Source organism: Streptomyces sp. NPDC059874, assembly GCF_042731135.1.
GTDB lineage: Bacteria > Actinomycetota > Actinomycetes > Streptomycetales > Streptomycetaceae > Streptomyces.
In genome coordinates, this window is sequence record NZ_JBHWJY010000001.1 from 217,105 (window position 1) to 243,610 (window position 26,506).

The following is a 26,506-nucleotide window of genomic DNA, read 5'->3' on the forward strand; positions in this document are numbered from 1 at the left end:
CAGCCGCGCCGGATCGCCCGCGCCACCGCGCGCCACACACCACACCCCGCATCCGCACCAAGAGAACACAAGAGATCGGGACTGAATGACCGCCAGCTATACCGTGGTTGCGACACCACCGCTCTCCCCGCAGGGAACACCAGTCGGCCTGCTCAGGGAACTCGCCGCAGCGCTGGGCAGGCTCGGAGCGATGCTCGACACCACCTTTGACGGCCTCACGGTCGGCGAGACGGAACTCGCGCTGAACTCCCTGGAGCCCAAGGACCGACAGGCCATCATGCACGGCCTCGGCTTCCGCAAGGTCGAGCCGCGGCGCTTCGGGCGAGTACTCAGCGAGCAGGTGCTCAAGCGATTGCAGCGAGTGGAGCCGCACGTCCGCAGGTACCCCCTGCTCCACCTCACCGAGCGGATCATGAACGACATCGACCGTGTGGTCGCCGAGTTCGGGACCGACCGCACCGCGCCCGGACTCGTTGACCGCTGGGGGACACGCCTGCTCGGCCTGGCACTGTTCTCCCACATCCAGGCATCGGCGTACGACGCCCGTCTGCTCATATGGGCCGCCGGCCACGACTGGTTCGGCATGGACGCGGACGAGACCGCCCGGGACGCGGTGTTCGAGGCGGCCCAGCGGGTGATCGACGAGACCAGCGGCTTCCAGCTGACCGGCCTGCATGGGGACCCCACCGCGCCACCCGAGGACACGGTGACCAAGGAAGCGCAGCTGGTGACGGCTGTTCCGGGACCCCGGCTGCCCGGCCACACCGAGCCTTCGAAGCCGGCTGAGCCAACTGCGGAACAGGGACAGCGCCCCTCGGGCGACCGGGACTCCATGGAGGAGCTGGCCGCGGTCGAGGAGGAGCTCCAGCGCGTCGTCGAGGAGGCGCGAGGAGCCGCCGACCGACTCCGCGTCGCTCTGGTGGACGGGTGCCCGCCCGCCGCCACCGATCTGACACGGCTCGCGGTGGTCCCTCCGGCGTTCGCCCGCGCGCGGTCCGCGCTTTCCGCGCTCGGCGTCGCCGGGGTCGCCGACCGCCTCGACGACATCCTCGCGGCGATCGACGAGCTCCGTGCGCGGGCCGAACGGAAGGAGAGGAACGCCGAGACCCGTCGCGCGGTGGCCACGGTGACGACGCTCCGTTGCTCCCCGGACAGCGCCGTGGCCGGCGTGCTCGCGGACGCCAGGCAGCGTGCGGACGCGCTGCTCGCGAAGTATGAGTGGGACGAACAGGACGAAGCCGGCGCGCACTTCCTCACGCTGCTGGTACGCCTCGCCGGCATGAAGGACCAGTCAGGCGCGCAGCAGGAAGTCATCGAACTCCAGCAGCAGCTGTCGGTCGCTCATCCGCCGTACGCCGTGGCAGCAGTCCTGTACGCGCAGATTGCGGTGACGGAGGGCAGGTCCGGCGACGACGACACGGCCGCCCGGCTGACGGACGGTCCCGCCGAGGCGCAGGAGACCCCGGACCGCACCGCCTTCCCGGAGGCCGCCACCGCTACGGACGGCGACACCGGCGCGTCGGCGTCGCAGGACCGGCAGGTCCGCCGCACGGAGGAGCCCGGACCCGTCGGGTTCGGGACGACCGACGGTGGAGAACCGCAGACCGCACTGCCCCGGCCGGTCATCGCGGACCTCACCCCGACCACGGCGGCACCCGACACCGAAACGGGGAGCGCGGACAGGACCCGGACGCAGGACGTCGAGTCGGTCCTCGCCCGGCTCATCGCCGAAAGGCGCTTCGGGCTCGCCGCCCACCTGTCGCAGGCCGCCGACCGCCCGGACGCGGAGTCCGCGGTCCTGCGCCTGGCCGCCGCTGCGACACTGCTGCGCACCAGGACCGGCGGCGCGGCTCAGGTCATCGAGGAGTCGCTGCACGAGTGGGAGGCCCGCAAGGAGAGCGACACCGACGCGTTGTCCCTGCTCTTGCTGCCCACCCTGGTCCGCGCGGCGCTCGTGACGGGCGCGCCCGTGGTCGGCGCGCAGCTGCGGGCACTCGCCCCCCAACTGCCCGACGCCTTGCATGAGGTGGCCACCAAGGTGGCGGAGCGGGCCCTGCAGGGCGCACTGCTCATCGCGCCGCCCCACGCCGTCGTCGCCGATGTCTCCCACACCGAGAGCGAGCTGCGCACAGCTGTGGAGGCCTGCCAGGCCCTGCTCACAGTGCCACGCTTGCGCTTCCAACGGGCCAGTGCCATGGTGCAGCGCTGGCTGACTCCGACGGGCCTGCTCGGCAGCGTGCTGACCGCGATCGTCTCCGGGACCCCGGACGCCGCGACGCGCGCGGACGAGCTGCTGGAGAACCTCGCCCGGCGTATGCAGGTCGAGGCGGCGATCGATGAGATGGACTCCGTCCTGCGCGGCCCGGGCGGCCGTGGCCTCCAGGGATCGGGCCGTAACAACGTCCGCCACTTCCTGGAACGTGTGCGCGAGGCTGTGCGGCAGTGGCGTGCGGTCAAGCGCGACCTCGAAGCCGGCCGTGCGGAGGAGAACGTGTGGGCGTTCGAGTCCGTGGCCTCGCTGCGCCTCTCCCTCCTTGGCCTGCGCGAACGGGTCGCTGACGACCTCGCCTCGGCCGAACGCAGTTCCGCGGTGCTGGCCAAAGCCACCGCTTACGTGGCCCGGGGCCTGTTCGCAGAGGTCTTCGCCGGGCTCGACGCCGACAGCAGGCCGGTCGAGACGGGATCGGAGCCGGACGTCGAGCAGTTCATGGACGCCGAGCTCCACAAGGCGCGGCCGGGCGAACCCGGTGAGAAGCCGACCGTGGACCGGCTACTGGGAGCCGTGGACCGTACCTGGGACGACGCCATCGCGTACCAGCTCGCTCGCGACGAGTTCGGCGTGGTCCGAACGATCACCGATCTCGCTGACCTCGGCGTGCTCCCGGTGGCCCACACCCTGACCCTCACCGAGGAACGCCGAGCAGACCTCACAGGGACCGAGAGGGAGCGCCGATCGGCGCTCGCGGAAAAGCAGGGGGAACTGGCCGCCCGGCTCCGCCGCTCCCAGGCGGATGAGGCACTCACGGTCGAACAGGACGTCAGCCTGCAGGAGTTGCTGGCGGACGCCAGCAAGCACCTGGAGCACGACGGGCCGGATGAGCTGGCCTCTGTCCGTCGGAACCTCGATCGGGTCGAGGAGCTCCTTCCTCGCTACCGCAAGGAGGCCGCCGACCGGCTGCGTGCCCGGCTGGACGCACTGACGGACGTGAGCGCGGAGGACCGCGAACGAGTCCGGCGCAATCTGGACACCGACAGCCTGGCCACCGCGGCCGAGCTCGTCTACTTCCTGGAACTGGGCGATCCGGTACCGGAGATCAGGTCCGAGGACTCGCATCTGGAGGCATTTTTCCCTGCGGTGCCGGACGCCCTGCCCGGCGGTGTGGACGCCGGGCTGATGACTGCCGTGCGGACCCGTGGCCGGTACGGTGACCACGCGGTGCTGGACTACACGGGACTTTCGGAAGAGGAGGCTGAACGTGCCGCCGCAGCAATGGAGTTGTGGAGCGCGCTCGCCACGACCAAGGACCGCATCAAGATCAACCCGCGAGAGAGCCTCACGCCGGCTCTGTCCCTGCTCGGATACGAGGCGCGGCGGGCCCGGCCTCTGGACGATCTGCCGCGCGGCAAGGACTACCGGTTCTTCGAACTGGCCGACGTACACGTCACCGGCCGCGCCTGGGCACCGGCCTTCGGATCCCAGATCAAGGACCGGGGCGGTAAACTGCGTGCTCTGCTGATCTGGGGTCGCCCCGCGGCGAAGTTGCTCATCAGCCGCGCACTCCAGGACCCCGACGAGAGCAGTCTGCTCGTCGTCCACTTCGGGACGCTGGACAGCAGGACCCGTATCGAACTGGCCGCCGCCTCCCAGGACACCAAGCCGATCATGGTCGTCGACGACGCTGCGCTGGCCTACCTCGTCGCGCACGGCAACCGGCGGGTGGACGCCACGACCGAGACGCTGTTGCCGTTCTCCGCGGTGAACCCGTACATCAAGGAGAAGCGCGGCCAGATCGGCCGGGAGATGTTCTACGGCCGGGACCGTGAGCGCAAGAGCATCCACGACCCGGCTGGGACGCAGATCCTCTACGGCGGCCGGGGCCTCGGCAAGTCGGCCCTGCTCGCCGACGCGGGTGACCGGTTCGAGGAACAGCGCCCCGGGGCGTACCGCAAGCTCTACCTCAACCTGGACAAGATCGGGATCGGCCGGGGTGCCGCCCTTGGCGCGGAGGCCATCTGGCCCACGCTGGACCAGGAGCTGATCAGGGAGGGCGTCCTGGAGGAGCCGCGGCGCCGCGGCCCGCAGCAGGAGTCCTGGCAGCGGGTCACCGACGGCATCGACCGTTGGCTTACCCAGGACCCCGACCGGCGGCTGCTCATCCTCCTCGACGAGTGCGACCGCTTCTTCGAGGCGGACGTGCCCGAATGCACGGAGACCCGCCGACTGCGCGGGCTGGGCGAGGACTCGCGCGGCCGGGCCAAGGTCGTCTTCGCCGGCCTGCACTCGGTTCAGCGCTTCACCCGGCTCGCCAGGAACGGCCCGTTTAGCCACTTGGCGCAGACCCCGACGGTCGTGGGGCCGCTCGCCCCGCAATTCGCGGCCGACCTCATCGTGCATCCCATGCGTGCGCTCGGCTTCGAGTTCGCCGATGTGGACCTGGTCAACCGCGTGCTCGGCTTCTGTTCGTACCAGCCGTTCCTGCTGCAGATCTTCGGTAGCAGGATGGTGCAGGTCATGCAGGACAGGCGGGCGCGCACGTCGCTGGGTCCGCCGCCCTACACCATCGACGAAACCGATGTGGACGCGGTGGAGCAGGACGCATCGTTGCGGTCTGACATCACCGCGGCGTTCAAGGACACCCTTGCCCTGGACGACCGATACCACGTCATCGCGAACGTCCTCGCACAGCACGCCCGAGACAACGGCCTGGAAACCCGGCTCAGCGACCGGGAGTTGCGGGAGGAATGCGCCGGCTGGTGGCCCCGGGGCTTCGAGCAACTGGACAGTGAGGGATTCCGCGCCTACCTGCAGGAGATGGTGGGGCTCGGCGTCCTGGCGCCGAACCACGACGGGCAGGGCTGGCATCTGCGAGGGCCCAACGCGCTCCGCATGATCGGCACGGCCCAGGAGATCGAGGCGCGGCTGCTACGGGCGGAGAAGGAGTCCCGGCTGGAGGAGACGGTTGTCCTGGAGAGCCGTCCGGACCTCTACGACGGTGGGTCAGCCCCCCTGACCGTGAACCAGATCGACTACTTGCTGCGGGAGGACCACAACCAGGTGCGTGTCGTGCTCGGTACGCAGGCGACCGGTGTCGCTGATGTGGAGCGGACCTTGCGAGAGGTGACCGGCAGGGTGGCGGGCTGGGCGGTGCCTCCGATCGGCAGCGCCAAGGCGTTCCGCAGGGAACTCGCCGCGGGCAGCGTGGGTGAGCGGCGACTGCTCATCAGCGATCTGTCGCTGGGCAGTGAGAAGTCCTGCCGGGAGTCACTCGACCTGGCCAGGGCGGTCTTGCCCGAGGCCGCCGAAGCCGCCAGGTCCGTGGTCCTGGTGTCGGGTGCGGCACAACTCGAGTTCTGGTCCGCCCTCCTCACCGGCCCCGACGCCGACCAGGACAGCGTCGTGGTGTTGCGGCGGCACGACATGCGCAGCATGAAGGACTGGACGCAGCGCTACAGCCTGTGCGAGACGGAGGAGCGACTGACCCGTCTCGCGGCGGCGACCGGTGGCTGGCCCTACCTGCTGGACTTGTCCCTGCAGTTGCGCAAGGGGGAGCCGGACCAGGACCGGGTGCTGGGCGACCTGACGTCGTGGCTGCAGCAGATCCGTGGCGCCGAACAGTTCGTCGAGGCCGTGGGTCTGCTGGAGAGCGATCGCCTGAAGGCCGTCTACGACGGGGTCGTCGAACAGCTCGGCACGGACTGGCACGACGACGCCTACCTCGTTACCGCGGCCGAGATGGCAGGCCTCTCCTCCGAGGATGCGCGCTGGGCAGTCACCTGCCTGGAGGCGCTCCAGGTGTTGGACCGGGACGGATCACGCCTGCGTGTCGAGCCGGTCTTCCATGCAGCGCTGGGCGTACTCGACACCAAGGTCTGATCAGCCGGTGGGGCTGGGGCTGTGCCTGGCCCCACCTAGGTTGTGCGGACGCGTGCTGCTGTTCTGTTTTGGTCGGGCTGATGTCCAGAGTTTGGATCGTGCATGATGCGGGGTGGCGGGCGTGAGGTGCTCAGTGCCAGCAGCTCGCCGCCCGCGCAATGTGACGTTGCGGGCCTTGCCGCGTTGTTCGTGGCCGCCGCTATAGCCAGGAGGAGAGTGCCGTGCGGCCGCTTCGGGGAACGGAAGCGTGAGCGGCCGCTGTTGATCCGCCGCGGATCAGGAACCCGGAACGTCGAACAAAGGCGGCTGTGAGGTAGGTGGGGAGTATGAGTTCACCTTCGGTCTCTTCTTGGTGCTGCGGCTGCGGGCGCGTGTCGCCCGTGCACGGGGCGTCTCCTCGCTCGTTTCGAACCCCAACACGACGCTGTACCCCTCGCGGGCACGCTGCAGCCCGAAGTTCCGCAGCTGCTCGACGCTGGTTCCCACAGTTCCGACCAAGCCGAGCTTCACCAAATCTGCGAACTCCGAGCCCACGAGGTAGCGGCCCACCCTTTCGTAGCTGAAAATGCGCCCACCCCTACTTCCGAGCGTGCAGTCGTCGTTGAGGAGAACGCGGGCGTACGAGACGGGAATGTACATGCCGTGGGCCAGCTCGGAGGTAGGTGCTGCTGACTCCCGCCAGTGTGTGAACTTCAGAAAGCATGAGTCCTGGGATAGGCGCCACTCGTGGGAGCGTGCAGGTTTGGAGCTGAGCTTTGCAACCTGGTCCAAGCGGTCCATCTGGTCGAGGAGTTGCTTGTTCACCCGGTATTTCTTGGTTCGGGGGCTCAGCCGTTTGTACTGGACAAGGACGAAGCTGTGGCTGGGGTGGTGGTAGTAGATCATGTCCGTGCCCAGTCGGCTCTCGACCGGAGTGGCATTGACATTGACGACCTCGAGGCGACGTCCGGTGGAGTCTTCCAGCACGTGAATGTCGCATCGCAGGTCACCGACGCCTCGCCAGTCATCGAAAAGCGGGCCCTCGCTGCCCAGGCCGGCTCTTACGTCGTGGTCGATGAGGCTGTTCTCCACAGGGTCTGGGATGAGCCCAGCGAGGTACGGCGCGTCCCGTGAGGCGGGGCGTCCCCAGGCCGACAGTGCAGAATGAGGGAAATCGGTTACCCGAGTGAGGGACTGAGCCGCGTCTCTCTGTTCCTGCCACGCACGGTCCGCTGCGTCCTCGACATCGAAGCGGATCGGGTTGAGATTCGCGAGCAGCCACTCGATGTACGGGGCCAACTCGGGGTGACGCCTCAGCAGTGCTTCCTGAAGAGCCTGCCAGGTTGTCTTGCACCAGTGTCCCGCACTTCCCGCGAGAGCCTGCTCCAGGTGGGATCGATGCGTCAATGAAAGGGAGGCCAAGATCCCGTCGGGACCGTCCAGAGGCACCGGCCGAGGACACCTGCGCATGGGCTCGATGGTGATGCTGCTGTCTACCGGTCCCACGGTGTTGAAGCGCTGAACCGATCCGACCCAGGTGATGAAGCGGCCGTGTTCGGAGAACTCCTTGCGGCTGTTGTTCGTGGGAGAAGTTCGGTTGTCGCACACCAGAAACGCTAATCGTGTACCGCTGTCGGATGTGTCGAGCCCTGTGGGTAGCCCCTTCGTAAAGCGCTCTGTGATGAGCCAGTCGGATTCGTTCTTGGCCATCTGGGCCGAGGTGAGGGTCACTATGTACGTCACGAGCGGACTCTATCGATGTCACTGTGGCTGCAAGCGCCCGCCGTCCCGGCAGGTGCCGGGCGCGCGCGGGGCTGAGCTGGGTTCAGTTCGGGGACCGGGCGACTGAGTCAGTACCGTCTGCGGCGAGTGAAGTTCTCGTGGAACTGCGGCATGGCAGTACGGCAACCGGCCCGGATCCAGAAGGTGCGGCCTGGCTTGCGGTGACCGGTTGCTTGATCGCGACGGGCAAGTCTGAGGTGCTCTCTGGGGAAGCGGTCGGCCTGAAGCCTTTGATCTGAATGATCCACCGTCAGAAAACTCAGCATCAGCCCCCCGCCGTTCCGAAGCGGCTGTCCGGTGCGATGCCTGGTCGGCAGCGTCGCAACAGCCTGGTGCCCACGGAAGCGCAGGCCAGGAGCCTTCTCGTCAGGAGCAGTCGATTTTCCTTAGGATCTCCGATCCGACGCCTCCCGGTGTAGAGTGCAGGACGCCCTTGACCTGCAGAAAGCTGGCAGGGAGCTGTCTTACAGGAGTCCAACATGCTTCGTACCATGTTCAAGTCCTACATCTGAAATCTGGGTGTTTCCGCAGGTCAGCGGTGTGGCGACGGGGCTTTGGTCAGCAAACGGTCAGCATCAGCCGCTTGGGTTGCTCGCGGCGCACGCCCGCTGGCGGTCACCGCAGCTCTGCCGGCAGAGGCCCGTTGGCACACTGCGAGGGCCTCGCCGGGTGCACACGGCGAGGAGGCAACTTCCCCTCCTTCGTTCAGGGAAGCGAGGGCCACTTCCGCCGCAGCCTGATCTCAAGGGTCCTGGCGTCGGCAGCAATGTGGCCGGATTGGGGCCGTCCGCTTCAACTCACGCGTGTGGCTATCGGGAGCGAGCGCTCACGGAAGGCGACAGGTCTTCCCGTCCGGTTGCGCAGGGCCTCCTTCTTCCTCGATGGGGAACTGGTGGCCGTGCAGTCGGTAAACCATTTCGTCTGGTGCAGCCAGCATCCGCGCCTGCCGCCAGGTCGCATCGAATGACAGGTGGGTGCTCGCTGCGCATCGCAGGCGAAGCGCACGCCAGGAAGAGACGGGGTCCAGGACGATCCGCCACAGGGTTAGGCTCATTCCTTGCGCCGCCCTTCCGCGGCTCCAAGGGAAGGGATCGATGGGTCGTCCGACGCGTCATCGCCCTTCAGCTTCTGGAGCGCATCGCAGAGCGCGAGCATGGCCCGGTTCTGCAGCTCGATGTCGTTGAAGCCCTGGCCGACCTTTTCCCACTGGTCGAGCATGGGCTGCCACCATTCGTCAGCCGCGACCATCCACCGTGCCAGCCGCTGCCATTCGGCAACCTGTTCAGCGCCGGGCCAATCGCCCTGCCGCTCGATCCGGTCGAGCACGAAGAGGTCGGGCTGCTCGTACAGGTTCGTGCGCAGGAACCGCAGCCGTCGTACCCGTGCCTCGTCCGCCTGCTGCTGAGCAAGGTCCTCCCGCGCGCTCTCCGTGAGTGCCAGTTCCACACGGGCAGCCAGACACTGGTACCCGGTGACGCGGGTGTGTTCCGGGGCGCCGAGTTCGGCGTTGATCGTGTCCTGCGCGGTGCGCACCTCGACGGCTGGGAAGAGCTGCGCGACCTCGCCTGCCCGCGCTAGGGTCCGGCTGAGAACGAGGTCTTCGAGATTGGGACGGGCCCGTAGCGCGGGGCGCCACTCGATCGTGAACGTGGCTTCGAAATAGACACCAGGGGTCGAGCAGCGGAGCATCCGTGGTTGGGTGCAGTGGATCGTGCGGGCCCGGCGCTGCCAGAACCACTTCATGAGAGATCCCTGTTGAGCTGGATCACCGTGCGGACGCGCGGGTCTACGAGGCGCTCCCAGAAGTCGCTGGCCGCGTTCGTTTCTCCGTCAACAGCGACGTGCTCCAGCGCGTGCATCAGGTTCACGGAAGCCTTGAAGATCTTCTGGCCGCGCAGGACGGGGAGCAACCCGTCGCGGACGCGGGCGTAGGTGTCGGGGTCGGTTGCCGACTGCCTGATCCATGTGGTGAGGCGGTTGATGGCGTCCGGCGCCGTGGCACCTTCTCCCAAAAGTGCCTGCAGGGCCCGCTTTACGTCCACCCCAGTGGGGACTTCATCGGACAGGAGCCACGGGGTCGTGGTGCTTGGTACGGACATCAGGGCCAGGAATGCCGCGGTGCCGGCCCCGCGGGATTTGCCCGTCTGCTGCCACGCGCGTACCTCGGTGGTGAGCCGGGCCACTCCTGCGGGGTGCTGCGCCTGCTCCACGAAAGCTTTGAGAGCCTCAGACCAGGCCGGCTCGTGCCCGCTGTTGGCGGCTCGTCGCAGCCGGACCATGGCCATCCGGGCCTGAGAAGAAGTGACATCTGGGGTGCCCAGGATCTGTCGGCAAGCTGCCACCACGGTGGTCGCGCGTTCCTTGACCGATGCCCAACTGTAAAGAATGCTCCACACTTGGCGGCCGATGTGCTCATCCTGGACGGCTTGGACCAAGAGGGCGCTGAGGAGTTCCTTCTTCACCGGGTAGCTCTGGGACCCGAGTTGGACGAGGTGGTCGACGTTACCGTGCCGCAAGGTCAGAGCGGCCATGGCATCCACGACGTGCGCGTTCGCCTCGCTGCCGTTTCCGGACACGAGCCACTTCAGCAAGGGCTCGCGCATGACCGCGTAGTTGTCCCAGACATAGGTCAGTACTGCCCTGCTGTAGCCGGGCTGGTCGAAGACGACCTCGTCGTGGCTGCCAACTTCGGCGCCGGCATCAACGACTCGGCGGCGTAGACCGCGGCCGGCGAATGCTGCCGTTGTCGTCGAGGCGAAGCCGCTCCCGCTGGTGGCGTCGCCACTGATGATGTGCTGCAAGTCCCGAGCGGCCCTGGCGACCTCGGGCATCGGAGCGGATTGGCGCGCAGCAAGAGCCAGGAGAAGGCAGCGGTCCTCCAGCGGCAGCGATGTGTCCTTGCCTCCATGCACAGAGACCGTCTCTCCGAACAGGATGTCGAGCTTGTCCCGCCAGTCGGACAGGGCCGACGTGATCCGTTCGGCAAGTCCGACATCGAGCGTGGACTGCGATGACGCGACGTCCATGGGGAACGAGGAACCGGTCAGCCGTTCGTGTTCCCGCCACGCGAGCACGATCGAGTCCGCCGTCCGGACCGCTTCCACGGCGTCGAGACGGCTCAGCGAGGCCTTGGTCTTGTCGACGGAGTGAAGGTAGGCAATCAGGCCGGGGGCCTTGCGAGCCCTCAGCCGGGCCTCTACGACACTCTGGGCCGGCGGCGGCTCGTTGAGGTGGACGACGTGAATGCCTGAGTGGACCGGGACGTAGTGATCAGCCCAGAGGTCCTCAGCCAGGTTCAAGACGAGGTAGGAGCCCAGGTTTTCCAGGAGCCCGGCATGCTCTTCGAGCATGGTGAGGAAATCGGCCGAGACCCGGTCGTGGTCCGGGTCCTTGAGGTCGACCTGATAGGCGTGGCGCTCCTCGGCGGGAAGCCAGCCCACTTTGGGCGCCTTCCAGTCCGCGTCCAGTTTCACGATGTCGGTGTCCTCGTCCGTGTGCCGGGCGAGGAGGTGTAGGGCCAGGGTGGTCGATCCGTACGACCGCGGGGCGACAATGATCAGTACGTGCTTCCGCGGGTGTACTCCCGCCGGATCCAGCGCCTGGCGCCACGTCTCGGCCCACTGGCCTTCGCGGACGATCGGCTCCTGCTTGATCCGGTGACGAGCAAGAGTGGGGCCGTCGAGGATCCCTTGTTTGCGGGTTTCGTTAATGATCTTGTCGGCGTGATGGACGAACAACTCCGGACGATTCACCGTGATCGGTGCTGGCCAGGCGTCCGGTACGGGGGGCACGGCGAACGCTGCCGGGTCCGACCGGCCGCCGTCGGCGACCTCCGTACCTTCCGCAGCGATACCGCTTGGGCCCGGCGACCATGGAGCCATGCTGTCAGCTCCCCTCAACAGAGATTCGGACTCGTCAGGAGACCGGGGCGGCAGAAGGGGGTGATCATCGGACATGCGCCTTCTGGTTCCTTTCCACGCGGCACGGGTACGAGGGCACGGGCAGGGTCAGATCCGGCGCCGGTCGATGCGCATCGTCCCGACCTCGTTGATCACGGTGGTGTCGGTCATTTCGCCGTTGAACTGGAAGACGGCGCCGGGCGGGTTACTCGGGCCGGCCGACGGCGTCGGCGCATCTGTTCCGCCCTCACCTCCGGGCGGCTCCGGATTGATGAGCGGGGCAAGGGCTCGCGGTGTCATCTGGGGTACGAACAGCCAGCACGGCTCCTCGAACCCCTTCCCCTCCACCCTTGCCGTGGCCTGGAGGAAGTGTTCTTCGCCGAGGTCCGGCGTGCGTCCCGCACGGACGGTGCGGCGGAAGGCCGCCTCCGAGACGACGGCGGCCAGAAAGCCGCTCCGGTGTTCCCGGGCCACGGTCAAGCCCGTGCGCACGACCTGGCTGTCGAGCAGTCGGCACACCTCGTTGATGGCGTCGCCACGGTGGTCCGGCAGGGACAGCGGTCCGACGTGCACGGCTGCACGCAACCGGATCGCTGGAGCGCTGGCGAGCCGTTCGCGGTCGTACCGGACGAGCGCCGCGTGCAGGTGTTCCAGCAGCGGGTCGACCAGCCGTGCGATGTCCTTGGCCGGCATGACGAAGATGGCCCCGTCACCGGTGTCCTTGAATGCGCCGGGCAGGTCTCGTGCGTCCTGCAACCCGATGTGGGCCAGCACGTTGGTGAGGACGTCATCCAGGTCCGAACGGACCGGTGCCATCCTCGCTTCCGGGATCTGGGTGTAGCCCTGCATGTCCACGGCCAGGAGCGCCTGCTCCGGAGGGACGTCTAGGGACGTGGGCGGGGCAAGGGGCATGCTGTCACCGACCTTTCGGTCACGACGGAGGAGTTGAGTGCCCCATGTTGATCGGCCCAGGCGCGCTGTTGTGCCCACTACTGGGCACAACCCGGGTGCGGCCGGTCACATCGGTCTGCGAGCGTGGGCCTCGATCGATGTGATGTCGTGGATCAGCAGTCCGCCGCCCGGGTCCGTCTCCAGCCAGCCCTCTTCCCGCCACGGCTTGATCGCCGAACCGACGGCGTTGCGGGAAGCGCCGATCATCTGTGAGAGCTCTTCCTGAGTTAGTTTGACGCTGACCGCCGGTCGATGCGTAGAAGCCGCATCCACGAGCCGGCTCAGGGCCCCGGCCAGGCGTACGGGAACACACGCGGTGGCGAGTTCGAGCCTGACGGCCGCAGACTCCCTGACCCGCGCGATCGCATGGCGCAGTAACGGGTTGAGCAGACCGTTGCTCTCGGCAAAGGAAAGGAATTCGGGGGCCGGAATGAGGTGCACGCGGCAGGATTCCGCAGCGATCACGGTAGCCAAGCGGGGCTGGGCATCCAGCACAGCCAACTCGCCGAGCAGTTCACCGGGGCCGCGAACCGCGAGCAGGGCTCGTTCCCCGTTCGGCCCCGTCAGCGTCACGAGGGTCGACACCGAAGCCAGTAGAACCACATGGGTTCCGGGATCCCCCTGCCGCAGGAGGACGCTGCGGGCCGGGCGCACCCGCGTGGGGGCGAGGCCACGCAATTGCGACCACAGACTTTCGCCGATCACTGCCCTATGCGACTGATACATATCCCCCCAAACGTAGGGACCATCCCGCAGAAGGTGAGCGTTTCAGGACGTTAGGAAGGCGAGCAACAGGACCGATCCGGCCACACTGATTGCGGCCACGGTGAGTTCGACAGCCACCTTGATTGCCCGGAACTTGCGGCGTGCGAGGGTCGTCAGAGTGGCTTCACGTTCTCGTCCCGCTGTGCTGTTCGTCGGACGGGGAGCGGGCAGCGACGCGTGCCCACTTCCACTGCCTCCGCCGACGAACTCCTCACGCCACACGAGCCCGTCGTCCTTCGGGAAGACGGGACGCAAGGCTATGAGTGCCGAAACCAGGGCTGCTCTGAACAGCATGCCCACCAGTGCCGCAGCCGCGCTGAGCAAGCGTGTCGAGCAGACCGGTGTGGACAGCGCCGTCCCCGCCACGATCGCGAGTAGTCCACCGGTGACTCCGCACAGTGCCGTCGCTTTTGTGTCCGCACGCTGCACCTCGACGAACATCATGCTTGTCCTGATGGGGGATGCACCGGTTGTTGTCGAGGTGGACAGCGGGACACTCTGCGGCCAGGATCCTTCCACTGACTTCTCCTGTTCGTTGGCTTGCGACTTGTAGCAGCAGTCTGGGCGGGCGACCGACACAGAGCTGCCCACCAGGTGGTACCAGCCGTGATGGATCGATCACAGTCGGGAGCCCGCTGGATGTGACCCGAAAGCTTGCGTGGGTCACTATTTCGATCTGTCGGCGGCGCAAAACCCTTTCAGCAACCTGGGTTGAGGTGGCCAGTGTCAGCACGACGGGTTGCGGGGGATGATTCCGGGACGCGAGGCGGGCACCGGGCAGCAAGGCGAAGCGGTAGCGGATAGCTCGCAGACGCATTCCATGCACGCGTGGACGAGGCGGAGAGTCTGTCCGCCAGCTTGCCGGCCGCGACAGTACGAGGAAGTCAGTTCCGAGTGCCGCAGCGGGATACCTCCGGTGCTGTGGCCGTTTTTTGCGCCAAATCGCGGCCCGGAGTCACGGCTGGTGAGGGCCCAGCCGGCCCGCAGCGCGGTGTCCGCGGGGACGACCGAGATCGAGTGCTCTGGGTACCGGCGGCCCAGGAGCTGTCGGGCGAGGGCCAGGGCGAAGCCGGTGCAGAGTTCCCCGGACTGGATCGCCTTGTAGCAGTCAGCAGTCTCCCGGCCCTCTGCCGAGAGCGTCATGAAGGACTCGGCGCTGCCGGTCAGAGCCTGGCTGTACTTCAGGTATCCCCAGTGCGAGCTCCTTCTCCTCGTGATCCTTGTCGTCCTCGGCTGCGGCCTCATCGACCTGCGGACCGGCCGGGTGCTGGAATGAGCGGAGATGTTGGAAGGCTGGACGAGCTCCTTCAGTACGTCAGCGGCTGGCTTCAACCTATTCCCCTTACGGCTCGCTGGGTGTGACAGACCAACATCGCAAGCTATGCACTGGGACAGGGGTGCGCACAGGGCGTACATGGGCACGCAGCTGCCTTGGAGCCTGTTGCCGGGAGAGTGAGCCATGGCCAGCAGGCGTTCTTACGCCTTCGGAGTTCCTTACCCACGCTGGCGGTCGACGACATGGGGGAGCATCGGATGGCAGCTCAAAAGCCGAATCGCCGGTCGTCTCAGCGTAAGCACCGCCTTCGACGGAAGAAAACGTACGAGCAGTCGGCTCCGTGTATTCCGCCAATGAGTGGCCCCAAGAGTCGTCGGGTTGTCTCAATGGAACGCGTGGAGGTTGGGGAGCCCTGGCCCGACCAAGCAAAGCCCAAGAAGCTGGGTGGTTCACTGAGCTGGCTTGAAATCGTCAGCACGGGCGGTAGCGAGCGTGCTGAGGCAAAGGCGACGGTGTCCCTACCGGACCATGCTCGGCATTGCCTGTATGCGCAACCTCGTTGTGGCTGGACAGAGGCGGAAGCGCTGAGATCGTACTCGCCGCGACTCAAGGATGGTTTACGAATCAACCCTTAGGCCTCCTCTGACCTGGCCGGATGTGTGCCTGCGGCACCGTGGTTTGTCAGGCGCCTCCTGTAATCTCCTCGAGAATCTTGGGGGTGGGATTGTGAGTGGTGGCGGCAGCGAAGACCTGGAGATGGACCCGGTCGCTGTGCAGAACATCCAAGGCGGTTTGCGGTCGGCGATCGGGGAGTTGCGTGAGTTCGCCACGGAGACCTCGGCCGTGGCCGGCTCGGGAATGGGCCGGCTGGCGCTGACAGGTTTGGAGGCCGGTCATCCGGCGGTGGCCTCGGCGGTGGAGGGTTTCTGCGAGCGATGGGACATGGCCGTGAGCAGCCTTGTCATCAGCACCAGCGGGCTCGCTGAGCGTCTGGGTATTGCGGCTGGTTCCGTGTGGGAGGAGGACCAGTACCGCAAGGGCACGTTCAAGGTGTTGGTCAACGCCGGTATCGGCAACCCATTCGCGTCGGAGGACGAGGTCGAGAAGAAGTCCTTGGACGCGATCCTGTCGGATCACGCGTTCAAGCAGGAGACGCCGGAGCAGGCCCGTCAGGCCAGGGAGGACTTCGACCGCACTTGGGCGGCCACAAAGCAAGGCGTCCTCAACGACGGGATCGGTGGCGCCGTGCTGGAGGACGTTGCCGAAGCGCAGGGGATCGACCGCGAAGCGCTCGATCGCATACGCAACCCGCAGGGCACAGAGCAGCCGGACAGCTCGCAGGGCAGTGATCAGGGCGTTGCTCAGGGTGGCAGTTTCTGATGAGTGGCGGGAACTGGCTTGAGCGGGGCGCCGAGTTGACGGGCGATGCCGTCGAGTGGCTCGGTGACAAGACGGCGGACACTTTGGAGGACGTCGGCTGGCAGGGGGGCGCCAACGCGGTCCGTAACACGGCGAACTCCGCGGCGAACCGTCTTGGCGCCGCCGTTACCGAGGTCGAACTCGGCCAGAGCGATGACCCCAAGCAGCTGATCCACGGCAGCGCGGCCAGCCTGCGCACGACCTCTGGGCACCTGCGTGATTTCCATGCGGCCTTCACTCGGACCGGGGAAGGTCTCAGGAAACTGGGCACGGACGGCATCTCGGGGGCGGCGGCTGATGCCTTTCGGGATTCCGTCCAGGAGAAGGCTCCGCGCTGGTTCGCGGCCGCGGCTGCCTTCGAGGCAGCGGCCAGCGCTGTCGGCCGGTTCGCTGACACGGTGACGTGGGCGCAGGGCCAGGCGAAGGAAGCACTCGACGAGTACAAGGCCGCCGTCAAGCTGTCGGAGAACGCTCGTACTGCCTACAACACGTGGGTCAAGGACTACGAGGCGGCCGTCAAGAGCAGGCAGGACCCGCTGCCGGCACGCCCGATGGGTTTCACCGATCCGGGTGCGGACGGTATCAAGGCTGCCCAGCAGAAACTGTCAGAGGCGCGACGCCAGCGCGACGAGGTCGCACATTCGGTGGCGGAGGCCGTGGAGAAGGCCCGCGACGCGGCGCCCAAGGTGTCAGCAGCCGAGATCGCAATGATTGAAATCGTGCGCAGGGGTGCGGAGTACGAGCACCTTCTCGGCGGTGTGGGCAAGGGCGCGGCCGGCATGGTCAACTTCGCCCGCTCGCTCAACGGCAATGACCCGTACAACATCACCCACCCCACCGTGGCCCAGATGGGCCTCAACAGCATGGGTTCCGGCTTCATCACGGCCGCCAACGACCCGGCCGCCGCAGCCCAGGCCATGGCCGACAGTGCGATGAAGGACCCCTACGAGTTCGGCGGGAAACTCATCCCGGAAGCCGCCGGCTCGAAGGGGGCCGGCCTGCTGTCGGGCGGCGCCCGCAGAGCCGCCGGAGCCGCCCGACTCGCCGACGACCTGGCGCATACACCAAAGGCGCCGGACGCCCCAAGGGTCGCGAAGGAGCCGGACAGGCCCTCCGCCGGTGACGAGCTGCGCCACGACCCGCATGACAGGTCGCGCGAATCCGACTGCAAGACGTGTCGGGAGGATCCGGTCGACGTCGCGACGGGCCGGATGACGCTCCCCCAGACGGACCTGGTCCTCCCCGGCTCGCTGCCCCTGGTGTTCAGTCGGACGTTCGAGTCGTCGTACCGTCTGGGCCGCTGGTTCGGCCCCACCTGGGCCTGCACCGTCGACCAGCGGCTGGAGTTCGACGACGAGGGCGTGGTCCTGGTCAGCGAGGACGGTAGCCTCCTCGGCTACCCCCACCCCTCGCCCCACGCCCCCGTCCTGCCACGCCTGGGCCGCAGCTGGCCGCTGGAACAGCAGGACGACGGCGGCTACACGATCACCGATCCCAGCACGGGCCAAGTCCGACACTTCACCGAGGACGGCCTGCTCACTCAGATCGACGACCGCAACGGCGCCTGGATCACCTACACGTACGACGAAGCAGGCGCCCCTGCCGCCATATCCCACAGCGGCGGCTACGAGGTCCGTCTTACGACCTCCGGCGGCCGAATAACCGGCCTCGCCCTGGCAGACGGCACCCAGATCCTGCGCTACGGCTACGCCGACGGCCACCTCACCCAGGTCACCAACTCCTCCGGTCTTCCACTCCGTTTCGGTTACGACGAGCTGGGCCGGATCACTTCCTGGACCGACACCAACGACCGCCACTTCGACTACGTCTACGACGACCAGCACCGGTGCATCGCCCAGTCCGGCACCAACGGCCACCTCAACGTCCGCTTCACCTACGAGCCCGGCCGCACCACCCTCACCGACTCCCTGGGCCACACCACACAGTTCCTGGTCAACGACCGCGCCCAGATCACGGCGGAGATCGATCCCACCGGCGCGACAACCTGCTTCGAGCACGATCGCCGCAACCGCCTCCTGGTGCGCACCGACCCTCTGGGCCACACCACCCGCTTCACCTACGAGGAGGCGGGCCGGCTGACCGGCGTGACCCGCCCAGACGGCCGCTCATCGCGGGCGGATTACAACGAGCTCGGCCTGCCGGTGGCGGTGGCACACCCCGACGGCACCGCCACCACCCAGGGCTACGACGCGAACGGCAACCGCACCTCGGTCACGGACCCGTCCGGCGCAACGACCCACTTCACCTACGACGCACGTGGCCACCTGGCCTCTGCCACGGATCCCCTTGGGCACACCACGACGGTCGAATGCGACACCGCTGGCCGCGTCATCGCGGTGGTGGACCCCATGGGTGCGAAGACGACTTACGCCCATGACGCCTTCGGCCGCCCTGCCGTCGTAACGGACCCCCTGGCGCGCACGACCAGGCTGGCATGGAACACCGAAGGACGACTCCAACAGCGCACGGCACCCGACGGCAGTAGGGAATCGTGGACTTACGACGGCGAGGGCAACTGCCTGACCCACACCAATGCGATGGGCGGCATCACAGCCTCCGAATATGGAGACTTCGACCTCCTCACCGCCCGGACCGACCCCGATGGCACCCGCTACACCTTCAGCCACGACACCCAGCTCCGGCTCACCTCCGTCACCAACCCTCAGGGCTTGACCTGGAACTACACATACGACCCAGCCGGCCGCCTGGCCTCGGAAACCGACTTCGACGGCCGCACCCTCACGTACTCCTACGACACGTCTGGCCGCCTGGCCGCTCGCACCAACGCCTTGGGCGAGACAATCAAATACGAACGCAACAAACTCGGCCAGTTGGTCCGCAAGGACGTGGCGGGGGAGGTCACCACATACACGTACGACACCTTCGACAACCTGGCTACGGCATCTTCGGCGGCGACCACGGTCGCCTGGCTCCGTGACGCTGAGGGTCGGCTGCTCTCAGAGACGGTGAACGGCCGCACCCTCACCTACGACTACGACGCCCTGGGCCGCCGTATCAGCCGTACGACGCCCACGGGCACCGAATCCCGTTGGGCATTCGACGCGGCGGGCCGACCTGTCTCCCTCACTACAGGCGGTCGCACGCTGACGTTCGAGCGGGATCCGGCAGGCCAAGAACTCACCCGCTCACTTGGCCCATCGCTCACCCTCAGACACGCGTACGACGTGATGGGCCGCCGCGCAGACCAGTCCGTCATCGGCCAAGACGGCCGTACCCTCCAGCGACGCGGGTACAGCTACCAGGAAGACGGCCATCTGACCGGCTTCGACGACTCCGCCACGGGCCCTCGCACCTTCACACTGGACGCGGCCGCACGCGTGACGGCCGTCGAGGCAGATTCCTGGTCGGAGCGGTACGCCTACGATGAAGCCGGCAACCAGACCAGCGCGTCCTGGCCGACCCATCACGCCGGCACGGAGGCACAAGGCGAACGCGCCTACACAGGCACCCGCATCATCCGCGCAGGCTTGATCCGCTATGAGCACGATGCACTGGGACGTGTCACCCTCCGCCAGAAGAGCCGTCTCTCCCGCAAGCCCGAGACCTGGCGCTACGAGTGGAACGTCGAAGATCAACTGGTGGGCGTTGTAACCCCCGACGGCACTCGCTGGCGCTACCTGTACGACCCCCTCGGCCGCCGCACCGCCAAACAGCGCCTGCTGGACACCGGCGACATCGCCGAGGAGACCCTGTTCACCTGGGACGGCACCACCCTCTGCGAGGAGACAACCGGCCACGTCACCCTGACCTGGACCCACCAGGGCCTGCACCCGCTGACCCAGACGGAACACATCGATCAGTCCGGCGTCGACGACCGCTTTTTCGTCATCGTCACCGACCTCATCGGCACCCCCACGCACCTGGTGGCGGAGGACGCCAGCGTGGCATGGCACACCCGCTCCACGCTATGGGGCACCACATCCTGGAACCGCGACGCGACGGCCTACACTCCACTCCGCTTCCCTGGCCAGTACTACGACCGGGAATCCGGCCTCCACCACAACTACTTCCGAACCTACGACCCCGAAACAGCCCGTTACCTCACCCCCGACCCTCTCGGTCTCGCCCCCGCCCCCAACCCCACCACCTACATCCACAACCCGCATACGTGGTCTGATCCACTCGGTCTGAAACCCTGCGAGGAAGCCAAGAAGAACGCGGACGCGAGGAAGGAGACTGTTCTCGGACCCAACGTGCCTACCCGGACAGAGGCAAGTGTCGGGTGGACAGACAGTGTCAAGTACAAGAAGACGTTCTTCGCGGCGCACCCTGAACTAGATGGGAAGGTGGTTGTTCACCACGCCATCGAGCAGCAGACCTTGAAACGCTACCCAGGACTCTTCAGTCCGCAAGAAATACATTCTCTCGAAAACCTGCGCGGCATCCCGAAGGGAGATATAAATAGTCGAATTCACCTCAGTCAAATCAGAATTTCCTGGAACGAGTTCTATAATCAGCATCCTAGCCCTACCCGGCAGCAAGTGCTGGACCATGTCACTGTGGTAGACGACATGCTTGGGCACTGGTTCAGTCCGAGAACTCGCTGAAATCCCGAAAGTCGACCGAAAGGCAGGAACTTAAATGTGGCTTGAGCTCATCGCAGAACACGACGGGGCGGAGGCGGCCCCGCCGGCGGATCCCTCACGGCTGGAGCGCGTGGAAGAGGTCCTGGGGCAAGCACTACCGGGCCCCTTGCGAGACTTCCTCCTGCAGGCGAACGGGGTTTCCGACGAAGATGGCACAGATGTCATCTGGGGCGTTGACCAGATCATTGAAACCAACTTGGCGTTTCGAGGCGAACCCTCGTATCGATCCCTCTATATGCCGTTCGAGCCGCTCATGTTCTTTGGAGAGAGTGGCGGCGGGGACCAGTTCGCCTTTGTTCGCACGCCGAGCCGGGACGATGTGTTCGTCTGGGATCACGAAACGGACAGTCGTCTTTGGATCTCTCCGGGCCTGGAGTCCTTCCTGCGGAACGCTCTCACGAACACAGGTGAAGACTGGTACCGCAGCTGAATGCTGTACCGGAAGCGGTTCGGGTGACCGCGCTCGCGCTGCGTCTGAGCCTGATCCACTCGGGCGGACGCGATAGCGAGCCGGTTCTGGACGTATTGCACGCTTCGTAGGGCCAGACAGAGTTTCGCGGCCGCAGTCGTGTACAAGGCGGCGGTGAAGGATGGGGTACCTCCCTCTGGTCCCGGGGCGTGCGGACCGTGCTCTCCATGGCCATGCCGAGGGTGCCCGCCGTGCTCGATGAGGCGCTGGGGCGTTGGTTGCCGCGGCCGAATGCCGTTAGCAGGGCCTGCCGATTGTCCTGAAGGCTCCTGATCGCGCCCGGGGTCGAGCGCGGCCACATGCCCGTGCAGGAGCGAAAACATGGCATGCGACCCGCCGGCAGCGCCTCTGCGCTTCGGAGACACAGGTGCTGGTTCCGCGGCGTCGTCGAAGCAGAAGATTCCGGGAACGCGGAGCTCTGGCGGCGTGATGGTGCATCAGAGAAGTCAGCAATCGATCAGCATGAGTCCTCAAAGACCTGGGGAGACCTGCCCGAACATGCGAATGGTTGTAGGGTGCCCGAGATAGCCCTTGACCTGCTGAAAGCGGGCAGGGAGCGGATATTTCGGGAGTATTGCCATGTTTCGGACAATGTTCAAGTCCAAGATCCACCGGGCCACCGTCACCCAGGCCGACCTGCACTACGTCGGCTCCGTGACCGTCGACGCCGATCTGCTGGACGCGGCGGATCTGCTGCCCGGAGAGCTCGTGCACATTGTGGACATCACCAATGGCGCGCGGCTGGAGACGTACATCATCGAGGGGGAGCGCGGGTCCGGGGTCGTCGGGATCAACGGGGCCGCCGCGCATCTCGTGCACCCCGGGGATCTGGTCATCCTCATCAGTTACGCGCAGGTCGAGGATGCGGAGGCCCGAGCGTTGAAGCCCCGCGTCGTGCACGTCGACGGCGACAATCGGATCATCGAGCTGGGTGCGGATCCCTCCGCCCCGGTGCCGGGTACGGATCAGGAGCGCAGCCCCCACGCGGTGGCTGTCTGACGGGAGCGGGGCCGTGGCGATCGAGTTCAAGGACGAGCGGAAGGCCGGCCGGCTGCTGGCGGTCGAGGACGGCACGAAGGTCGGGCTCATCGCCTACTTCGTGCTCGCCGAGGCGCCCCACGCCCTGGTGGCCGTGCACACCATCGTCGAGCCGGGTCACGAGGGCCGGGGCATCGCCGGACAGCTGGTGAAGACCTTCTACGGGATCGCCGCCGCCGAATCGGTGCCCGTGGTTCCGCTCTGCCCGTACGCCGCCAGTTGGGCCGCCAAACACCCCGACGAGGCGCCCGCGGCGCCGGTCGAGGTCGTGGCGGCCGCCAAGGCGCAGCTCGACGCGGACTCCGACCTCTGGTGACGGGCTCCGGGCTGGTCCTGCTGCACACCTCGGCCGCGCACGTGCCGGTCTTCGACGCGCTGCGGGACCGGCACCACCCTGGGGCCGTCCTGCGCCACCTGGTGGTTCCGGAGCTGCTGGACCGGGCCCGCGTCGAAGGGCCGGAGGCGGTGGCTCCGGCCCTGCTGGAGGTGCTCGCCGAGGCGGGGCGGGGGCCCGTACTGGTCACCTGCTCGACGATCGGGGCGACCGCCGAGGCGCTGGCTCCGACGCTCGGCTCCCCGGTGCTGCGCGTGGACCGGCCGATGGCGGCCGCCGCGGTGCGCGCCGGCGCGCGGATCGCCGTACTGGCCACGGTGGAGTCGACCTTCGCGCCGACCGTGGAGCTGCTGGCCGAGGAGGCCGGCGAGCGGGCGCTATCGATCCGTACTCACCTGGTCGACGGGGCCTGGGAGCGCTTCGAGGCCGGGGACACGGCCGGCTATCTGGTCCGTGTCGCCGCGGCCGCCGACGCCGTCGCCGACGCGGACGTCATCGTGCTGGCCCAGGCGTCCATGGCGGGCGCCGCGGATCTCGTCACGACGCGCATCCCGCTCCTGTCCAGCCCGGCCCCGGGCCTGGCCGCGGGGCTGGGGCAGCTCGGAGCGTCGTAGGGGCATTCCCGGCGCCATCGCGGGAAAATGGAACATATGGTGCGAAAACTCGAAGAGACGCAGCCGCCGGTCCCCGAGCCCGAGCCCACGCCGGACCCCACCCCGTTCCCGGACCCCGCGCCGATCCCGCGCCCGGTGCCACCCGTGCCCGGCCCCTTCCCGGAGCCGGACCCGGTGCCTCCGCCGCCAGGGCCCGCGCCGGTACCGCAGCCCGGGCCCTGGAGCTGAGCTGCCTCAGTCCGTCCGGACCTCGGAGCGGTCGCCGCTCCAGAGCGTGTGGAACGAGCCCGCGCGGTCGGTGCGCCGGTAGGTGTGCGCCCCGAAGAAGTCGCGCTGCCCCTGCGTGAGGGCGGCCGGGAGCCGCTCCGCGCGCAGTGCGTCGTAGTAGGCCAGCGAAGCGGAGAACGCGGGCACCGGGATGCCCTGCTGCACAGCCGCCACCAGAACGGCCCGCCAGTCCTGCTGGGCCGCGCCGATCTCACCCGCGAACCCCGCGTCCGCCAGCAGGCTCGGCAGCTCCGGCCGCGCGTCGTACGCCGCCCGGATCCGGTCCAGGAACGCCGCCCGGATGATGCAGCCGCCCCGCCACAGGGAGGCCACCGCGCCCAGGTCCACGCCCCAGCCGTACTCCTCGCTGCCGGCTCGGATCTGGTGGAAGCCCTGGGTGTACGAGACGATCTTCGACGCGTACAGGGCCTGCTCCACCTGGGCGGCGAACGCGTCCGCCGCCTCCGCAGACAGCGGAGCGGCGACCGGCCCACCGAGCCCCTGTGAGGCCGCGCGCAGGTCCGCGTGGCCCGAGACGGAGCGGGCGAAGACGGCCTCCGCGATGCCCGACACCGGCACGCCCAGGTCCAGGGCGATCTGCACGGTCCAGCGGCCGGTGCCCTTCTGCTCGGCGGCGTCGGCCACGACGTCCACGAACGGGCGGCCCGTCGCGGCGTCCGTGTGCGCGAGCACCTCGGCCGTGATCTCGATCAGGTACGAGTCCAGGCGTCCCCGGTTCCACTCCCGGAAGGTCTCCGCGATCTTCGCGGGGGAGTAGCCGGCCACCTCGCGCAGCAGGTGGTACGCCTCGGCGATCAGCTGCATGTCGGCGTACTCGATGCCGTTGTGCACCATCTTCACGAAGTGCCCGGCGCCGTCGGGGCCCATGTGCGAGGTGCAGGGCGTGCCGTCTGCGGCCTTCGCGGAGATCTTCTCCAGCAGCGGGCCGAGGGAGGCGTACGACTCCTCCGAGCCGCCGGGCATGATGCTCGGGCCGAGCAGCGCGCCCTCCTCGCCGCCCGAGATGCCCACGCCCACGAAGTGGATGCCCTGCTCGCGCAGTTCCTTCTCGCGGCGGCGGGTGTCCTCGAAGTGGGCGTTGCCGCCGTCGATGATCACGTCGCCCTCCTCCAGGAGCGGGGCGAACTCGCGGATCACGGCATCGGTCGGCTCCCCGGCCTTCACCATGATGACGAGGCGGCGGGGGCGCTCCAGCGCGTCGACGAACTCCTTCGCCGACTCGGCCGCCACGAAGGTGCCCTCGTGCCCGAACTCCTGCACCAGTGCCCTGGTCTTCGCGGCCGTGCGGTTGTGGACGGCCACGGTGAAACCGTTGCGGGCGAAGTTGCGGGCGAGGTTGCTGCCCATGACCGCGAGCCCGGTGACGCCGATCTGGGCTGTGCTGGTGCTCATGCGTGTGCTCCTGCGTGCTTCGGTGTGATTCGGTATGCGCTGAATGCCGACGCTACCCCGGAGCGCACGCCTACGGATCTCCTGACGATCGAGGTGTCGTCAAGTACGGCTGGAACGCGCCCCGTTGCGCCCCTTGTCATGCCCTGGTCGGATGGTTAGGTTGTGGGATTCCTGATGTCTTCGATGGGGGCTCCCATGGGTGTACGGGGCCGGCACCGCCGGTATCAGCCGAGCAGCATCAACCGCGCCTCGCTCGCCGTCACCGCCGGTGGAGCCGGGATCGCGCTTCCGCTCATCGGCGCGGGATCCGTGCACGCCGCCTCCGTGGACACCTGGAACAAGGTCGCCGCCTGCGAGTCGACGAACAACTGGCACATCAACACCGGCAACGGCTATTACGGCGGCCTCCAGTTCAGCCAGAGCACCTGGCGGGCCTTCGGCGGCGCCGCCTACGCCCCGCGCGCGGACCTGGCAACCAAGGACCAGCAGATCGCGGTCGCGGAGAAGGTGCTGAAGGGTCAGGGGCCGCAGGCCTGGCCGAACTGCGGGAAGAAGGCCGGGCTCTCCCGAGGAGGGCAGGCCCCCGAGGTCACGCCCCAGGGCAAGCCTCGGCAGCCCCAGCAGACGCAGGCCCAGCAGGCGCAGGCCCAGCAGACGCAGGCTCAGCAGACCAAGACGGTCCCGGCGCAGGGCACCGAGCCCCGCCCGACCGGGACCTCCGTCCTCCCGAACCCGTACGTCGTCGCGCCCGGTGACTCGCTTTCGGCGATCGCCACCGAACAGCACGTCGAGGGCGGCTGGCAGGCGTTGTACGAGACCAACCGGGCCACCGTGGGGGGCAATCCGAACCTGATCTACCCGGGACAGCGCCTCACCCTGCGCATCACCGCCGCACCGGCGCCGCCCGCACCGCCCGCACCGCCCGCACCGCCCGCTCAGAATCCCGAGAAGCCGCCGCGCACCGCGGAGCCGGTGAAGCCGGTCGAACCGGCGGCCGCCAAGCCCGCCGAGAAGCCGGCGCAGAAGCCTGCCGAAAAGCCCGCCGAAAAGCCCGTCGAGAAGCCGTCCTCAGCGCAGCAGCAGCCTGCCACCGGCGGATTCTCCGCCCCCGTCGACGCCGCCATCGGCACCCGCTACCGGGTGTCCGGTTCCTCCTGGTCCAGCGGCTACCACACGGGCGTCGACTTCCCGGTGGCGACCGGTACGGCCGTCAAGTCCGTCGGCCCCGGCCAGATCGTCTCCGCCGGCTGGGCCGGGGCGTACGGCTACCAGGTCGTCATCCGGCACACCGACGGCCGGTATTCCCAGTACGCCCACCTCTCGGCGCTCGGCGTCAAGGCCGGCCAGCAGGTCACCGGCGGCCAGCGGATCGGCCGCTCCGGCTCGACCGGCAACACCACCGGCCCGCACCTGCACTTCGAGATGCGCACGGGAGCCGGCTACGGCTCCGACATCGACCCGCTCAAGTACCTCCGCTCTCACGGAGTCGACATCTGACCCCCGCACGTGCGGGGGCACGGCGGTCAGCAGGATCAGGCCCGCCGCCGCCACCACGGCGCTGACCAGCGCCGCCGCCGT

General features: G+C 67.7%; 16 protein-coding genes. 9 read left to right on the plus strand and 7 right to left on the minus strand.

Annotated features, from left to right (window positions below; all coding sequences use genetic code 11):
- The first annotated feature begins 85 nt into the window (after positions 1-85).
- A complete protein-coding gene (locus ACFV9H_RS00830) occupies positions 86-6,094 on the plus strand; it encodes a hypothetical protein (protein WP_385391490.1) in 6,009 nt (2,002 codons plus the stop codon).
- Between the two features lie 276 nt (positions 6,095-6,370).
- On the opposite strand, the gene ACFV9H_RS00835 is transcribed toward ACFV9H_RS00830, so the two are convergent.
- The 6 genes from ACFV9H_RS00835 to ACFV9H_RS00860 form a co-directional block, all read right to left on the minus strand.
- Positions 6,371-7,816: a hypothetical protein gene (locus tag ACFV9H_RS00835; protein WP_385391491.1), complete on the minus strand. Its 1,446-nt coding sequence runs from the start codon at positions 7,814-7,816 to the stop codon at positions 6,371-6,373.
- A 1,089-nt stretch (positions 7,817-8,905) separates the two neighbouring features.
- Positions 8,906-9,598, minus strand: a complete 693-nt coding sequence (locus ACFV9H_RS00840; RefSeq protein ID WP_385391492.1) for a hypothetical protein — start codon at positions 9,596-9,598, stop codon at positions 8,906-8,908.
- Positions 9,595-11,592, minus strand: coding sequence for a hypothetical protein (locus ACFV9H_RS00845; RefSeq protein WP_385391493.1), 1,998 nt, complete (start codon positions 11,590-11,592; stop codon positions 9,595-9,597). The genes ACFV9H_RS00840 and ACFV9H_RS00845 overlap by 4 nt, the downstream gene beginning before the upstream one ends.
- A gap of 270 nt (positions 11,593-11,862) precedes the next feature.
- Positions 11,863-12,666, minus strand: coding sequence for a hypothetical protein (locus ACFV9H_RS00850; RefSeq protein WP_385391494.1), 804 nt, complete (start codon positions 12,664-12,666; stop codon positions 11,863-11,865).
- Positions 12,667-12,771: 105 nt separating this feature from the next.
- On the minus strand, positions 12,772-13,410 hold the full coding sequence (locus ACFV9H_RS00855; protein WP_385391495.1) for a Crp/Fnr family transcriptional regulator: 639 nt from the start codon (positions 13,408-13,410) through the stop codon (positions 12,772-12,774).
- Positions 13,411-13,473: 63 nt separating this feature from the next.
- On the minus strand, positions 13,474-13,914 hold the full coding sequence (locus tag ACFV9H_RS00860) for a hypothetical protein (RefSeq protein ID WP_385391497.1): 441 nt from the start codon (positions 13,912-13,914) through the stop codon (positions 13,474-13,476).
- 697 nt (positions 13,915-14,611) lie between these two features.
- Between ACFV9H_RS00860 and ACFV9H_RS00865 the strand changes: the two genes are divergently transcribed.
- The 7 genes from ACFV9H_RS00865 to ACFV9H_RS00895 all read left to right on the plus strand — a co-directional run bounded on the left by ACFV9H_RS00865 (position 14,612) and on the right by ACFV9H_RS00895 (position 23,248).
- Positions 14,612-14,746: a hypothetical protein gene (locus ACFV9H_RS00865; RefSeq protein WP_385391499.1), complete on the plus strand. Its 135-nt coding sequence runs from the start codon at positions 14,612-14,614 to the stop codon at positions 14,744-14,746.
- A gap of 726 nt (positions 14,747-15,472) precedes the next feature.
- Positions 15,473-16,126 (plus strand): hypothetical protein, encoded by a 654-nt coding sequence (locus tag ACFV9H_RS00870; RefSeq protein WP_385391500.1) that lies wholly within the window; start codon positions 15,473-15,475, stop codon positions 16,124-16,126.
- A complete protein-coding gene (locus ACFV9H_RS00875) occupies positions 16,126-20,754 on the plus strand; it encodes a putative T7SS-secreted protein (RefSeq protein ID WP_385391502.1) in 4,629 nt (1,542 codons plus the stop codon). Before ACFV9H_RS00870 ends, ACFV9H_RS00875 begins: the two co-directional genes overlap by 1 nt.
- Positions 20,755-20,788: 34 nt before the next feature.
- Positions 20,789-21,223: an SMI1/KNR4 family protein gene (locus ACFV9H_RS00880; protein ID WP_385391504.1), complete on the plus strand. Its 435-nt coding sequence runs from the start codon at positions 20,789-20,791 to the stop codon at positions 21,221-21,223.
- Between the two features lie 618 nt (positions 21,224-21,841).
- Complete coding sequence (gene panD / locus ACFV9H_RS00885; protein WP_385391505.1) at positions 21,842-22,261, plus strand: aspartate 1-decarboxylase; 420 nt, start codon at positions 21,842-21,844, stop codon at positions 22,259-22,261.
- 13 nt (positions 22,262-22,274) lie between these two features.
- Positions 22,275-22,616 carry a GNAT family N-acetyltransferase gene (locus ACFV9H_RS00890; RefSeq protein WP_385391507.1) on the plus strand — a complete coding sequence of 114 codons (342 nt, stop codon included), beginning with the start codon at positions 22,275-22,277 and terminating at the stop codon, positions 22,614-22,616.
- Positions 22,613-23,248 carry an aspartate/glutamate racemase family protein gene (locus tag ACFV9H_RS00895; RefSeq protein ID WP_385391509.1) on the plus strand — a complete coding sequence of 212 codons (636 nt, stop codon included), beginning with the start codon at positions 22,613-22,615 and terminating at the stop codon, positions 23,246-23,248. Before ACFV9H_RS00890 ends, ACFV9H_RS00895 begins: the two co-directional genes overlap by 4 nt.
- Before the next feature lie 234 nt (positions 23,249-23,482).
- Here ACFV9H_RS00895 and gndA read toward each other — a convergent pair whose 3' ends face one another.
- Entirely contained in the window at positions 23,483-24,928 is a 1,446-nt protein-coding gene (gene gndA / locus ACFV9H_RS00900) for an NADP-dependent phosphogluconate dehydrogenase (RefSeq protein ID WP_385391511.1), read from the minus strand.
- 195 nt (positions 24,929-25,123) lie between these two features.
- On the opposite strand from gndA, the gene ACFV9H_RS00905 reads away from it, so the two are divergent.
- On the plus strand, positions 25,124-26,425 hold the full coding sequence (locus ACFV9H_RS00905) for a transglycosylase family protein (protein WP_385391512.1): 1,302 nt from the start codon (positions 25,124-25,126) through the stop codon (positions 26,423-26,425).
- Positions 26,426-26,506 lie beyond the last annotated feature (81 nt).

Coding starts and splice junctions, on each gene's coding strand:
- ACFV9H_RS00830 (WP_385391490.1), top strand. CDS start 86: ATGACCGCCAGCTATACCGTGGTTGCGACACCACCGCTCTCCCCGCAG.
- ACFV9H_RS00840 (WP_385391492.1), bottom strand. CDS start 9,598: ATGAAGTGGTTCTGGCAGCGCCGGGCCCGCACGATCCACTGCACCCAA.
- ACFV9H_RS00850 (WP_385391494.1), bottom strand. CDS start 12,666: ATGCCCCTTGCCCCGCCCACGTCCCTAGACGTCCCTCCGGAGCAGGCG.
- ACFV9H_RS00860 (WP_385391497.1), bottom strand. CDS start 13,914: ATGATGTTCGTCGAGGTGCAGCGTGCGGACACAAAAGCGACGGCACTG.
- ACFV9H_RS00865 (WP_385391499.1), top strand. CDS start 14,612: ATGAAGGACTCGGCGCTGCCGGTCAGAGCCTGGCTGTACTTCAGGTAT.
- ACFV9H_RS00875 (WP_385391502.1), top strand. CDS start 16,126: ATGAGTGGCGGGAACTGGCTTGAGCGGGGCGCCGAGTTGACGGGCGAT.
- ACFV9H_RS00880 (WP_385391504.1), top strand. CDS start 20,789: ATGTGGCTTGAGCTCATCGCAGAACACGACGGGGCGGAGGCGGCCCCG.
- panD (WP_385391505.1), top strand. CDS start 21,842: ATGTTTCGGACAATGTTCAAGTCCAAGATCCACCGGGCCACCGTCACC.
- gndA (WP_385391511.1), bottom strand. CDS start 24,928: ATGAGCACCAGCACAGCCCAGATCGGCGTCACCGGGCTCGCGGTCATG.
- ACFV9H_RS00905 (WP_385391512.1), top strand. CDS start 25,124: ATGGGTGTACGGGGCCGGCACCGCCGGTATCAGCCGAGCAGCATCAAC.